The organism is Piscinibacter defluvii (assembly GCF_004011805.1).
In the GTDB taxonomy this organism is placed as follows: Bacteria; Pseudomonadota; Gammaproteobacteria; order Burkholderiales; family Burkholderiaceae_C; genus Piscinibacter; species Piscinibacter defluvii.
Genome location: NZ_RCHJ01000003.1, coordinates 74,516 through 87,030, shown reverse-complemented (window position 1 = coordinate 87,030; position 12,515 = coordinate 74,516). Strand labels below are relative to the sequence as shown.

General features: G+C 69.9%; 9 protein-coding genes. 2 read left to right on the top strand and 7 right to left on the bottom strand.

All coding sequences use genetic code 11. From position 1 onward, the window contains the following. Positions 1 to 20: 20 nt before the first annotated feature. The 6 genes from D9C15_RS09865 to D9C15_RS09840 are packed head-to-tail and all read right to left on the bottom strand — an operon-like array spanning position 21 to position 9,426. Positions 21 to 1,388: an aminotransferase class III-fold pyridoxal phosphate-dependent enzyme gene (locus D9C15_RS09865; RefSeq protein ID WP_127997280.1), complete on the bottom strand. Its 1,368-nt coding sequence runs from the start codon at positions 1,386 to 1,388 to the stop codon at positions 21 to 23. A 41-nt stretch (positions 1,389 to 1,429) separates the two neighbouring features. After that, on the bottom strand, positions 1,430 to 2,884 hold the full coding sequence (locus D9C15_RS09860; protein ID WP_127997279.1) for an NAD-dependent succinate-semialdehyde dehydrogenase: 1,455 nt from the start codon (positions 2,882 to 2,884) through the stop codon (positions 1,430 to 1,432). Between the two features lie 46 nt (positions 2,885 to 2,930). Beyond that, complete coding sequence (locus D9C15_RS09855) at positions 2,931 to 3,917, bottom strand: WD40/YVTN/BNR-like repeat-containing protein (RefSeq protein ID WP_127997278.1); 987 nt, start codon at positions 3,915 to 3,917, stop codon at positions 2,931 to 2,933. A gap of 10 nt (positions 3,918 to 3,927) precedes the next feature. Continuing rightward, the gene (locus D9C15_RS09850) at positions 3,928 to 6,312 is read right to left on the bottom strand and encodes an efflux RND transporter permease subunit (protein ID WP_127997277.1); all 2,385 of its coding nucleotides are present in this window, start codon (positions 6,310 to 6,312) and stop codon (positions 3,928 to 3,930) included. A 10-nt stretch (positions 6,313 to 6,322) separates the two neighbouring features. Continuing rightward, positions 6,323 to 8,008 carry a DUF1302 domain-containing protein gene (locus D9C15_RS09845; RefSeq protein ID WP_127997276.1) on the bottom strand — a complete coding sequence of 562 codons (1,686 nt, stop codon included), beginning with the start codon at positions 8,006 to 8,008 and terminating at the stop codon, positions 6,323 to 6,325. Positions 8,009 to 8,037: 29 nt separating this feature from the next. Beyond that, positions 8,038 to 9,426, bottom strand: coding sequence for a DUF1329 domain-containing protein (locus D9C15_RS09840; protein ID WP_127997275.1), 1,389 nt, complete (start codon positions 9,424 to 9,426; stop codon positions 8,038 to 8,040). A gap of 68 nt (positions 9,427 to 9,494) precedes the next feature. On the opposite strand from D9C15_RS09840, the gene D9C15_RS09835 reads away from it, so the two are divergent. Then, positions 9,495 to 10,649 carry a helix-turn-helix domain-containing protein gene (locus D9C15_RS09835; protein WP_164886698.1) on the top strand — a complete coding sequence of 385 codons (1,155 nt, stop codon included), beginning with the start codon at positions 9,495 to 9,497 and terminating at the stop codon, positions 10,647 to 10,649. A 28-nt stretch (positions 10,650 to 10,677) separates the two neighbouring features. On the opposite strand, the gene D9C15_RS09830 is transcribed toward D9C15_RS09835, so the two are convergent. Beyond that, the gene (locus D9C15_RS09830; RefSeq protein WP_127997273.1) at positions 10,678 to 11,472 is read right to left on the bottom strand and encodes an IclR family transcriptional regulator; all 795 of its coding nucleotides are present in this window, start codon (positions 11,470 to 11,472) and stop codon (positions 10,678 to 10,680) included. Positions 11,473 to 11,557: 85 nt separating this feature from the next. On the opposite strand from D9C15_RS09830, the gene D9C15_RS09825 reads away from it, so the two are divergent. After that, positions 11,558 to 12,514 carry an MBL fold metallo-hydrolase gene (locus D9C15_RS09825; RefSeq protein WP_127997272.1) on the top strand — a complete coding sequence of 319 codons (957 nt, stop codon included), beginning with the start codon at positions 11,558 to 11,560 and terminating at the stop codon, positions 12,512 to 12,514. Position 12,515: the final 1 nt, after the last annotated feature.

The following is a 12,515-nucleotide window of genomic DNA, read 5'->3' as shown; positions in this document are numbered from 1 at the left end:
TGAGACGGTGGCCGCTCGGATCAGAGCGTGGCCTGCACGGCCTGGAAGCTCTGCTCCAGCACATCGACCATCAGGTCGACCTCGGCCCGGTTGATCACCAGCGGGGGCGACAGGATCATGTTGGGGCCCGAGATGCGCACCATCAGGCCGCGCCGGTAGGCCTCGCGCGCCACACGCGCGGGGATGTCGCTGGTGCGCGGCACCGGGATGCGCGCTGCCTTGTCGGCCACCATCTCGATGCCGGCCATCAACCCGCGCCCGCGCACGTTGCCGACGAAGCCGAAGCGTTCGGTGAACGAGGCGAGCCGCTCGTGCAGGTGGGCGCCTTCGCGCGCCGCGTTGGCGGGGATGTCCAGTTCCTCGATCACGACCAGCGTCGCCAGCGCCGCGGCGGCGGCCACCGGGTGGGCGCTGTAGGTGTAGCCGTGCGACACCGAGGCGGCACCGGTGGCGTCGGCATCGAACACCTCGGCCACCTTCTTGCCGATGGCCGTTGCACCCAGCGGCACGTAGCCCGAGCTGATGCCCTTGGCCAGGCACCACAGGTCGGCATTGACGCCCCACAGCCGCGTGCCGAACATCGCGCCGGCGCGGCCGAAACCGGTGACCACCTCGTCGGCGATCAGCAGCACGCCATGCTTGTCGCAGACCTTGCGCACCAGCGGCCAGTAGTTGTCCGGCGGCACGATCACGCCGCCCGCGCCCTGGATGGGCTCGGCGATGAAGGCGGCCACCGTGTCCGGCCCCTGGAACACGATCTCGCGCTCCAGCAGCTCGGCGCAGATCTCGCCCAGACGCACCGGGTCATCGGTGTAGGGGTTGTGGTAGAGCCAGGGCGTGTCGACGTGGAAGCAGCCCGGCAGCAGCGGCTCGTAGGCGCGGCGGAAGTTGGTGTTGCCGTTCACGCTCATGCCGCCGAAGTGCACGCCGTGGTAACCCTGGCGCAGGCTGATGAACTTGAAGCGGTCGGCCTGGCCCTTGAGCTTCCAGTACTGGCGCGCGATCTTCAGCGCGCCCTCCACCGCATCGCTGCCGCCGCTGGAGAACAGCACGGCGCCGACCTCGTCGGGCGCCATCATCTTCACGAGCCGCGCGGAGAGCTCGACCGCGCGCACGTGGGTGGTGCCGCGGAAGACGTTGTAGAACGGCAGCTCGTCGAGCTGCGCGACGATCGCGTCGCGCACGCGCCGGTTGCTGTGGCCGAGGTTGGCGGCCCACAGGCCGCCGACGCCGTCGAGCATCTTGTGCCCGTCGACGTCCCAGATCCAGCAGCCTTCGCCGCGCGCGATCATGTCGGGCGCGGCCTTCTTCATCGCGCCCGGGTGGGCCATGGGATGCCAGATGAACTGCGCGTTGTCGCGCTTGAGCTGGTCGGGACTCGGATGCATGGCGGTCTCTTCGGATGAGGTATCGATCGGCCTGCGCGGGCTCAGCCCGGCACGCCCACGGTGATGGTCTTCACTTCGGTGTAGTGCAGCACGCCCTCGGCCCCCATCTCCTGGCCGATGCCGCTTTCCTTCCAGCCGCCGAACGGCATCTCGGGCTGCGACACGCCGAAGTGATTGATGCCGACCATGCCGGCCTCGAGCTCCTCGGCGAGCCGGTGCGCGACGTGCAGGTCGCGGGTGAACGCGTAGGCCCCCAGGCCGTAGGGCAGCGCATTGGCGGCGCTGATCGCATCCTCCAGGGTGTCGTAGGGCCGCAGCACGGCGATCGGGCCGAAGGGCTCCTGGCGCATCAGCAGCGAGCTGGCCGGCGCGTCGGCGAACACGGTCGGCTCGAAGAACCAGCCGCGCCGGTCGACCCGATGGCCGCCGGTCAGCAGGCGCGCGCCCTGGGCGACGGCATCGTCGACGAAGCGTTCCATGTCGTCGATGCGGCGCGCGTGCGCGAGCGGTCCCATCTGCGTCTGCGGATCGCTGCCGGGGCCGAGCCGCAGGCGCTGCGCGCCGAGTGCAAACTGCTCGGCGAACGCCTCCAGGTGGCGGCGCGGCAGGTAGAAGCGGATCGGCGAGGCGCACACCTGGCCGGCGTTGCGGTACTTCGCGGCGAGCGAGCTCCTGAGCACGAAGGCCAGTGCCGCACCTTCGCACATGTCGTCTGCCACGATCACCGGCGCATGGCCACCCAGTTCGCCGGTGAAGCGCTTGACGTGGCGCGCCGCCTGCTCGCCCAGCAGCTTGCCGACGGCCACCGAGCCGGTGACGGAGACCTTGGCGATGGCCGGATGCGCGATCAGCGTGGACGACACCTGCGCCGGATCGCCGCAGACCATGTTGATCGCATCGGCCGGCACGCCGGCATCGAGGAAGGCCTGCACGATCAGCATGCAGGTGCCCGGGGTCTCCTCGTCCGGCTTGATCACCACGCTGCAGCCGGCCGCCAGCGCACTGGCGAGCTTGCGCACCGGCAGGTTGGCCGGGAAGTTCCAGGGCGTGAACGCGGCCACCGGCCCCACGGGCTGACGCAGCACCGTCTGCGACAGGATGCCCTCGACCCGCGGCGCCACCGTGCGCCCGTACAGGCGCTTGCCCTCCTCGGCCTGGAAGTCGAGGATGTCGGCACTGAGCTTGACCTCGCGCACTGCCTCGGCCAGGGGCTTGCCCTGTTCCAGCGTCAGCACGCAGGCGATCTCGTCGGTGCGCTGGCGCATCAGCTCGCCGGCACGGCGCAGGATGGCGTAGCGCCCGTGTGCGCTGAGGGTCCGCCAGACGCGAAAGCCGCGCCGCGCGGACTCGGCCGCCTCCTGCAGCTCGGACTCGCCGGCCAGCGGCAGCGCGGCCAGCGGCGCCTCGTCCGCCGGGTTGAACACATACCGCTCGCCGCCGGAGGCACGCGGCAGCCACTGGCCGCCGATGTGCAAGGCCAAGGCCGGGTACTTCATGGTGTCGGATCCTTCGAAAGCCAACGTGGGTGAAGCGGGGCGCGGATCAGTCCCGGACGACGCCGCGCCGGGAGAAGAGCACCAGCGCGCCGTCGGGCCGCGGCACGGCGGCGGTCAGCGCGGCGCGGTCGCCGCGCGGCGCGCCCGTGAACCGCTGCCCTTGATCGGCGCTGCGCAGCAACAGGCCGTCCAGCCCCAGCGCCACCAGGTCCTGGCCCTGCACCACCAGGCTCGTGATCGAGGCCTTGCTGCCGCTGTCGACGCGCGTCCACGACTGGCCGTCGTCGGCACTGCGGTAGATCGCCCCGCGCAGCCCGGCCGCCACCAGCACGCCCGGCGCCGGCGACGCACCGGTCCAGAACGAGCCCTTGTAGCCGGTGGGCAGGTAGGTCCAGCTCGCGCCCCGGTCTTCGGAGCGCAGCACCATGCCGCGCTCGGCGGCCGCGTAGAGGTGGCCGCGGGCATCGGTGAACAGGCCGAACAGGTTCAGGTCCGCCTTCGTCGCCTTCGCCCCGTCGGCGGCCGGCGGCAGCGGCAGTGCGACCGGCGCCCAGCTCTTGCCGCCGTCGGCACTCGTCAGCACCAGGCTCCACAGCCCGACGGCCACCAGGCGCTGGGCGTCGAAGGCGTGCACCGCGAAGAGCGGCCGGTCTTCGGCGGTGTCGCTTCGCAGCAGGGTCCAGGTCTCGCCGCCGTCTTGCGTGGCGAGCACCGCACCCCAGTGGCCCACCGCCCAGCCGCGCCGCTCGTCGGCGAAGCTGACGGCGGTGAGCGCCGAGCGCACCGGCACCGTTCGGGCCTGGCGCCACCGCGCGCCGCCGTCGTCGGACAGCAGCACCACGCCATGGTCGCCCACGGCCACCAGGCGCGCGCCGGCGCGTGCCGCGGCCAGCAGCGCCGCCGTGGCCGCGTGCGCCACCCGGGCTGCCGGGCGCGCCTGCAGCGCCGCCGTCGCGTCGGGCGCCGCGGCCGCCGGCAGCCCACCCCATGCGGCCAGCGTCAGCGCCGCGCAGGCCAGGAAACATGCGTTCATCGGGGCCTCCTCAGTGCGCCAGCAGGCCCGGCGCCCGCACCGCCGTGCGCCGCGGGAAGATCTTCTCGAGCCACACGGCAAACGCCGGCAGCGCCGTCATCGCCATCACCATGTTGACCATGAACATGAAGGCCAGCAGCTTGCCCATGTCGGCCTGGAACTTCAGCTCGGAGAACGACCACGTCGCCACGCCGATGGCCAGCGTGATGGCGGTGAAGATCGTCGCCGCGCCCACCTCGAGGATCGAGTGTTCGATGGCCTTGACGATCGGCTGCCCGTGCGCCAGGTGCAGCTGCAGGCGGTTGTAGATGTAGAACGCGTAGTCCACGCCGATGCCCACCGCCAGCACCATCACCGGCAGCGTGGCCACCGTCAGCCCGATCTGCAGCTCCTTCATGAACCAGTAGCCGATGAAGGTGCCCACGGTCAGCGGCAGGCAGCAGGCGAGCACGGCGCGGAAGTCGCGGTACACCAGCGCCACCAGCAGCACGATGGCGCCGTACACGTACAGCATCATCGGCAGCTCGCTCCTGTGCACCTCGTCGTTGATGGCCGCCAGCACGCCGGCGTTGCCCGAGGCCAGCCGGATGCTCGAGCCGGGCAGCGGCTCGGCGACGCGGAAGCGCTTCACCGCATCGATCACCCGGTTGATCGTCGTGGCCTGGTGGTCGGCCAGGAACAGGTGCACCGCGCTCATGCTGCAGTCGCCGCGCAACATGCCGCGCGTGCGTCCGATCTCGGCCGCCAGGCCCGAGTAGTTGGCACCATCGATCGGCACCGCCGACATCTTCGGGTGGCCCTCGTTGTAGCCCTCGTTGAACAGCCGCATCTGGCCGGCGAAGGACAGCGCCGACAGCACGCCCTCCACGCTGCCGACCTGCCAGACGAAGTCGTCCTGCCAGGCGCCGATGGCCGGGTTCTCGCAGGAGTTCTGGGGCGACTCGAAGACCACGGTCAGCCAGTCCAGGCCGGTGTCGAAGCTGGTCGAGATGGACACCGCGTCCCGGTTGAAGCGCGCCTCGGGCCGCAGTTCCGGCGCCCCGGGCTGCAGGGTGCCCACCACGCGGTCGCTGCTCTGCCAGACCGAGACGCCGAACACGACGGCCACCACCGCCAGCGTCCAGGCGGCCCGGCGCGGCTCGGCCAGGCGCGCCACCGGGCGCAGCCAGGCGGCGCGCCGGTGGTTGATGGCCATCGCTCGCTGGGCCCAGCCCGGCTTCATGGTCACGTAGGACGCGGCCACCGGCAGCATCACCAGGTTGGTGACGATCTTGTAGGCCACCCCGAGCGCGGCCGCCACCGCCAGCTCGCGCACCATCGGGATCGGGATCAGCAGCAGCGTGATGAAGGTGACGAACGCCGTCACCAGCGCCAGGATGCCGGGGATCAGCAGGCCGCTGAAGCTGGCGCGGCAGGCCTGCATGGTGGTCTTGCCCTGCGCCAGCTCGCGCACGATGAAGTTGATCTGCTGCACGCCGTGCGAGACGCCGATGGCGAACACCAGGAACGGCACCAGCACCGCCAGCGGGTCCAGCCCGTAGCCCAGCAGCCGCAAGGTGCCGAACTGCCACACCAGCGAGGCCAGCGAGCAGACGATCGGCAGCAGCGTGAAGGCGATCGAGCGGCAGTACCAGAAGACGGCAAACGCCGTCAGCAGCAGCGCGATGGCGCAGAACTCGAGCACCGAGGCGGCGCCGTCGGCGATGTCGCCGATCTGCTTCGCAAAGCCGATGATCTGCACCTCGAAGTCCTTGTCTTCGAACCTGGCGCGGATCTGTTCCTCGAGGATGCGGTTGTAGGCCACGTAGTCGAGGCGCTGGCCGTCGCGGTCGGTCTCGGCGAGTTCGGCCACCACCATCGCGCCGGCTTCGTCGCGCGAGACCATGGTGCCGATGAAGCCGCCCTGGCTGGCCGCCTGGCGGATGCCGGCGATCAGCTCCGGCGTGATCTGCTCGGGCGTGATCGTGCCGGCGATCAGCGGGTCGGCCCGGAAGCCTTCCTCGGTGATCTCGTTGACGAAGGTGTTGGGCGTCCACAGGGACTGCACACCCAGCCGGTCGACGTTGGGCAGGTAGGTCACCGCCTGCGTCACCTCGTAGAGGCGCTTCAGCCCGGCCGGGGTCCAGATCCGGCCCTCGCGGGCGCGCACGACGATGTTGAGCCGGTTCGCGCCCAGCACGTCGTTGCGGTAGGTCTGGAAGGTCTGGATGTACTCGTGCCCGAGCGGCATCTGCTTCTCGAAGCCGGCATCCATGCGCAGCTGCAGCGCGAACCAGCCCATCACGGCCGTCAGCACGAGCAGCACGCCCAGGATGAGGCCACGGCGCGTGAAGCAGAACGCCTCGGCGCGCGCAAGCGCACGCACCGGCGCCGAGGGCATTGCGGGCGACGACATGCCGGGCCTCTCAGAGGTTGCGCGAGAGATAGAAGCCGACGAAGTCGCGGTCACCCAGCGGCTGGTGCGTCGGCGTCTTGCCGCCGAAGAACCTGGCCAGGTTGACGCCGCCCTGCCACGCCGCCGGGTTCTGCACGAAGTTGACGTACAGGTTCACCGTCTTCGCGCCCTCGAGCCAGTTGCCGATGAAGTTCGGCGTCGATCCCTTCACCGCGTGCTGCACGAACATGCCCGGGATGACCTGCCAGCCCTTGATCAGCGAGCTGTCGTAGACCACGCTGAAGTCGGCCATGTAGCCCATCGACGTGGCGTCGCCGAAGCCCTTCGTCACGCCGGACCCGGAGGACGGCAGCCACCACAGGCCGGCCGCCACCGCCTGCTCGATCGCCACGCCGTCGATGGTGCGGCGCACCAGCTGGTCCTGGCTGATGCCGGGGTAGTGGATGACGACGAACTCGCCCAGGAAGGTGCCGGTCTGCGCACCGATCAGGTCCAGGAACGCACCTGCGTTGGACGGGATCAGGCTGTACAGGCCGGTCAGGTGCAGCTGCCAGCGCTTGTTGTCCACCCAGCCGGGGCAGGCGGTGGCCGGCGCCGCGGTCGGCGTGAAGTCCTGCGCCGTGCCGCCGGTGCCCGCGTCGGCGCAGGCGGTCAACGCCACGGCGTCCTTGGGCCGGTAGGAGAGCTCCGCGCCGACCGCCCAGTCGCCCAAGGCAGTGTTCGCGCTCACGCCCAGCAGCGTGCGGTCGGGCACGAAGTTCCACTGCAGCAGTTCGGCAGCGCCGGTGCTGTAGGCCAGGTTGGGCGTCTTGTCGTGGTAGCGCAGCGCGTAGAAGCCGAAGTCGGTGTCCATGCCGGTGGGCCGCCAGCGCAGCGAGACGCCGAACTGGCCGCTGTCCTTGGGCTCCTTGTCCCGATCCAGGAACGGCAGGTCACCGCGCCCCTTGTCGAAGATGTCGCCCTGCGACCAGTACGAACCGGCCGGCGGGAACTTGTAGCGGTTCCACCTGAACTGGTAGTACGCCTCGACGTTGAGGCCCGGGGCGATCGAGCTGGCCACACTCACCATCGGCGCCGGCAGGAACACCTCCTTCAACTGCACGCCCGGGTTGGACAGGCGCACCAGGTCCACGGCGTTGGTCGCGTTGATGCCGCCCAGCGCAAACAGGCTCTCGCCCCAGCTGACCACCTGGTTGCCGATCTTCACCCGGCCGTTCCGCTCGCCGAGCTTGAACTCCTTGCTGACCCACAGGTCCAGCAGGTTCACGTCGTTGACGATCTCCTTCTTCGCATCGGGCTGCAGCGGCGTGGTGCGCGTGTCGTCGGCCTTGAAGTCCTTGAGCCAGTTGAAGCGGCCCATGAACTTCAGGCCCTCGCCGGGCATCGTCAGCAGCAGCTCGTGCGAACCCTTGACGTAGGCGGTGAAGAAGTCGCCCTTGTCGTAGTTCAGGTTGCCGTCGTCGGCGCCGGCCCAGGTCAACGGGTTCACCTGGGCTTCGCTGCAGCGGGCCGTGGGAGTGCCGATCAGATTGCAGCTCTGGTTGCCCAGGCGCTGGCCCGCCCCGAGCGTGAGCGTGGAATCGAACGAGCCCTTCATCGACTCGGTCTCGAACGTGAAGGCGGCGGCCTGGCCGGGCAGCAGGCCGGCAGCGGCGCAGGCGAGCGCCGCACCCTGCCCAAGGGCACTCAGCTTCATGGGTCTTCCCTCCGGGTTGGGGTCTTGAATCAGCGCTCGCTGATCGAACGCAGGTTGTCGGCGGTGTAGAAGCCCTCGCTGAACTTGGGCTCCTTGGACTCCACGACCCAGCGCATGTCCTTGCCCGCACCCAGCGGGCTCTGGTCGAAGACGTAGCGGCCGTCGATCAGGTTGTGCTGCACGAAGGCCGGGTTGTCGCAGCTGCCGGTCTCGTGCACCGGGATCACGAAACTCTCGCGCAGCTTCCAGAGCTTGCCTTGCGCGTCGTAGTCCTCGGCCACGACGATGGACCAGCTGTCCTCGTCCAGGTAGAAGGTGCGCTTGGGCGCCACGTGCCGCACGCCCTGCTTGACCGTGGCCTCGACCACCCACACCCGGTGCAGCTCGTAGCGACGGGCCTCGCTCGCGGGCATGTCGGCACCCAGCACCGAGTCGAGCCTGACCGCCGGGTCGTACATGCCGAAGCTGTTGTAGCCGACGACCAGCTCCTTCTTGCCGACCAGCGTCCAGTCGAAGCGGTCCATGGTGCCGTTGAACATGCGCGGCTCGTCCATGGTGTACTGGTTCTCGAAGCCGATCTGGGGCGCGTCGTAGGCGTAGGTCGGCATGCGGCGCACGCGGCGCTGGCCCGGGAAGTAGTAGAAGGTGTCGCCCGGCTTGTCGGTGTAGAACACGATCGCCAGCGCCTGGCCGGCCAGTGCGGTGGGCGACTCGTAGGCGAAGTACGTGTAGTACTCGACGGGCGGCAACTGGGCCAGCGGCGTGCTGCCCTTCTTGCCCCACGGGTAGTAGTAGGTCTGGGTCGCGCCGGCGCGGATCCAGTCGTTCGAGCCCTTGCGCGGCGACAGCGCGATGTAGTTCAGCGGCCACTCGTAGCCGACGCCGGCGTACTTGAGCTTGGCGTTCCACATCGCCTCCGCGCCGTTGGCCGGCATCGGGAAGGGGATGCCGGGCAGCACGGCGTCCTTGAGGCTCCAGCCGTCGGCGCCGAGCTTCGCGGTGGCCACGTTCTTCTTCGTGTTCTCGAGCACGAAGTCGGGGTTCGCGCAGGTGCGGCGGCTCGGGTACACGTCCATGCGGTAGCCCTTGACCTGCTTGATCAGCGCGACCTGCCCGGGCGACAGCTTGGCGGCATGCTGGTCGACGTTGCCCGCGTCGATGGTGTACAGGGGCTTGTCGCCCTTGAACTTGAAGAAGTCGCCGCGGGGCTTGCCGGGCGCCCACCCGGGCTCCAGGGCGCCGGCCGGCGCGAAGGCCGGGATGACGCCGCCTGCGCCCGCACCGGGCTCCGCACCGACGCCGGTCAGATCCTTGCCCAGCCTCGCGGCATCTCGCGATTGCGCGACGCCGATCTGCGCCGTCGCCAACGCCACGCACGCCAGCGCGATTCGCGCAGAGTTGCAAACGCCCGATGTCATGTGGTGCTCTCCTGAAAGACCGGCCTGGACGCGGCCGGGGCCATCGACGGACCGCAATGTGCGGGCACATGGGGTGGCGGCGTTATCAGTTCTGCGCACGCCCGAGTTCGGGTAATCACGGGGCCAAGGGGGTTGCCCTGTTTGACGGCGCGGGGCGCGTGTTGCCCAATTGGCATGCGCCTTGCGATGCATCGTCGTGGCGCCCTCCGGTCCCGAACACCATGTCGACTCCCAACCCGCTGCAGAGCGCAGCATCAGGCACCACCCTCGTCACGCCCGGGACGGCCTGGGTCCAGGCCAGCGAGGTGCACGACATCGACGACCTCGCCGCGGCCCAGTGGGACTGGAAGCTTCGATACGAGCAGCTGTCCCACGGCACGTTCGAGGGGCGCTTCAGCGTGGTGCAACTGCCCGATCTGCGGGTGGTGTGCGAATCGGCCAACCGCGCGACACGCCAGCGCGGGCAGCTCGGTTCGGGCAACATCGGATTCGCGATGTCGTTGTCGCCTGCGGGCTCAGGCCACTTTCACGGCCAGGAGGTCGACGGCCAGAGCATCATGATCGGCCGGGGCGAGGAACTCGACCTGACGATGCGCGAGGACTCGCACATCGTTGCCGTCGTCGTGCGGGCGGCGCAGCTGAGCACCCTGTGGCAATCGCTCTACGACAAGCCGTGGTCGAGCTGGCTCGATTGCCAGGTCGCCGTGCAGGCGCGCCCGGGAACCACCGAGCATGTCCGCGAGGCCCACCTCCGCACCCTCGAGGCAGCGATGCGCCGACCGGAGCTCCTGGCCGTGCCCGAGTCGGCGGCGCAGTTGCGCGACGCCTTGCTGGTCGAGTGGCTGGAGGCGATTCCGGGCAGCGTGGACGTGCGCGACCTGCGCCGCATCGAAGCGCGTCGGCGCATCGTCGATCGGGCCGTCGAGCGGGTGCTCGATGCGCAGGACCGGCCGCTGACCATGCTCGAGCTCTGCAAGGAGGTGGGTGCCAGCCCGCGCCGGCTGGAGCTGTGTTTCCGCGACGTGCTGGGCATCAGCCCGCACAAGTACCTGCGCGCCGTGCGTCTGTGCGGCGCTCGGCGCGAGTTGAAGCGGCTCGCCGGCAGCGGCGCGACGGTGCACGACGTGGCCGCCCGCTGGGGCTTCTGGCACATGAGCGCGTTTTCGGCCGACTACCGGCGCCAGTTCGGCGAATCGCCTTCGGTCACGTTGCGATCCGCGTGAGCGGGCGCCAGGCCTGCAGCGCCGAGGTCTAGCCGCACCAGCCCAGGCGAGCCGACACCTCGGAGGCGGCGCGCTTCACGGCCGAAGCCGCCGGCGACGACCACGCCGCCGGCACGTGGTCCTGGTGGCCCAGCAGCGTCAGCACCAGCACCGGCACATGGTCGTGGTCGAACACCGGCGAGCTGAAGGCGTTGACGCCGGGAATCGGCCGCCCGATCGCGCGGGTGCACCCGTGGCGCGCATAGTCCTCCCGTGCCGCAGCGAGCTCCGCCTCGGGAAGCGGCTGCCGGGCGCCGGCGCGTCCGCCACCCAGGGCCGCGCCGGACAGCGCGGCGGCGATGTGCTCGTCCTGCAGCACCGCCGCAAACGCGCGGCCGGTGGCGGTACCGAACATGGACATGACGGTGCCGGAGCGCATCGCGACGTGCAGCGGCTGGCGCGCGTCGATCATGCGAATCACCGTCGGGCCGAAGTTGCCCCACACCGCGATCGCCACCGCCAGGCCCGTCTCGTCCGCCAGCGCCTGGGCCACCGGCTCGGCCACGCGGATCGGATCGCACTGCTGCAGCGCCGTCAGCCCGAGGCGAAGCGCGGCCGGCCCCAGCGCGTAACGCCCGCTCGCGGCATCCTGCCGCACGAGCCCGAGGCGGCCGTAGCTCACCAGATAGGGGTGCGCGCGCGACGGCGGCATGCCGGCGTAGGCAGCCAGGTCCTTCAGCGTCATGGCCTCCGTGTGGGCGCCGAGCGCGAGCAGCAGACGTCCGCCGACTTCCACCGACTGGACCGCGCGCTGCTCCTTGACCGTGTCCTCTGCGTCGTCCATGACCCATTCTCGCAAACTCGTTTGACATCGGCAAATCGCGGCTTACAATGCAAACTCGTTCGTCATTACCAAATCAAGAGGCCGCATGTCCGCAAAAGCGTTCGCCAGCCAGGCCGACCTGGTCGAGAAGCAGGTCACGTTCGAGCAACTGTCGGAGCACGCCTGGGCCTACACGGCCGAGGGCGACCCGAACACCGGCATCGTGATCGGCGACGACGCCGTGCTCGTGGCCGACACGCAGGCCACGCCGGCGATGGCGGCCGACGTGATCCGCCGCATCCGCGAGGTGACCGACAAGCCGATCAGGTACGTGGTGCTGACGCATTACCACGCGGTGCGCGTGCTCGGCGCGAGTGCCTACCAGCCGCAGCAGATCCTCGCCAGCCAGGACACCTACGATCTGATCGTCGAGCGCGGCGAGCAGGACAAGGCGAGCGAGATCGGCCGCTTCCCGCGCCTGTTCCGCAACGTCGAGACGGTGCCGGCGGGCCTGACCTGGCCGACGATGACCTTCACCGGGAAGATGACGCTGTGGCTGGGCAAGCTCGAGGTGCAGCTGCTGCAGCTCGGCCGCGGCCACACCAAGGGCGACACCGTCGTCTGGCTGCCGGGCGAGAAGACGCTGCTGTCGGGTGACCTGGTCGAGTTCGACGCCACCCCCTACGCCGGCGACGCCTACTTCCAGGACTGGCCGAAGACGCTGGAGAACCTCGCCGCGCTGAAGCCGCTCGCGCTGGTGCCCGGCCGCGGCCCGGCGCTCAAGGGCGAGGCGCAGGTGCAAAAGGGCCTGCAGGTGACCGGCGCCTTCATCGCCGACGTGTGGAAACACGTGAAGGCCGGCGCCGACGCCGGCAAGGACCTGAACACGGTCTACAAGGAGACCTACGCGGCGCTGAAGCCCGCCTACGGCCACTGGGTCATCTTCGACCACTGCATGCCCTTCGACGTGACACGCTGCTACGACGAGGCCACCGCCCACCCGCACCCGCGCATCTGGACCGCGGAGCGCGACCGACAGATGTGGGAAACGCTGGAGGGCTGAG

Bases quoted from the DNA above. Each gene is read 5' to 3' on its own strand.
- D9C15_RS09865 (WP_127997280.1), bottom strand. From the start codon at position 1,388: ATGCATCCGAGTCCCGACCAGCTCAAGCGCGACAACGCGCAGTTCATC.
- D9C15_RS09825 (WP_127997272.1), top strand. From the start codon at position 11,558: ATGTCCGCAAAAGCGTTCGCCAGCCAGGCCGACCTGGTCGAGAAGCAG.
- D9C15_RS09860 (WP_127997279.1), bottom strand. From the start codon at position 2,884: ATGAAGTACCCGGCCTTGGCCTTGCACATCGGCGGCCAGTGGCTGCCG.
- D9C15_RS09855 (WP_127997278.1), bottom strand. From the start codon at position 3,917: ATGAACGCATGTTTCCTGGCCTGCGCGGCGCTGACGCTGGCCGCATGG.
- D9C15_RS09830 (WP_127997273.1), bottom strand. From the start codon at position 11,472: ATGGACGACGCAGAGGACACGGTCAAGGAGCAGCGCGCGGTCCAGTCG.
- D9C15_RS09835 (WP_164886698.1), top strand. From the start codon at position 9,495: ATGGGGTGGCGGCGTTATCAGTTCTGCGCACGCCCGAGTTCGGGTAAT.
- D9C15_RS09845 (WP_127997276.1), bottom strand. From the start codon at position 8,008: ATGAAGCTGAGTGCCCTTGGGCAGGGTGCGGCGCTCGCCTGCGCCGCT.
- D9C15_RS09850 (WP_127997277.1), bottom strand. From the start codon at position 6,312: ATGTCGTCGCCCGCAATGCCCTCGGCGCCGGTGCGTGCGCTTGCGCGC.
- D9C15_RS09840 (WP_127997275.1), bottom strand. From the start codon at position 9,426: ATGACATCGGGCGTTTGCAACTCTGCGCGAATCGCGCTGGCGTGCGTG.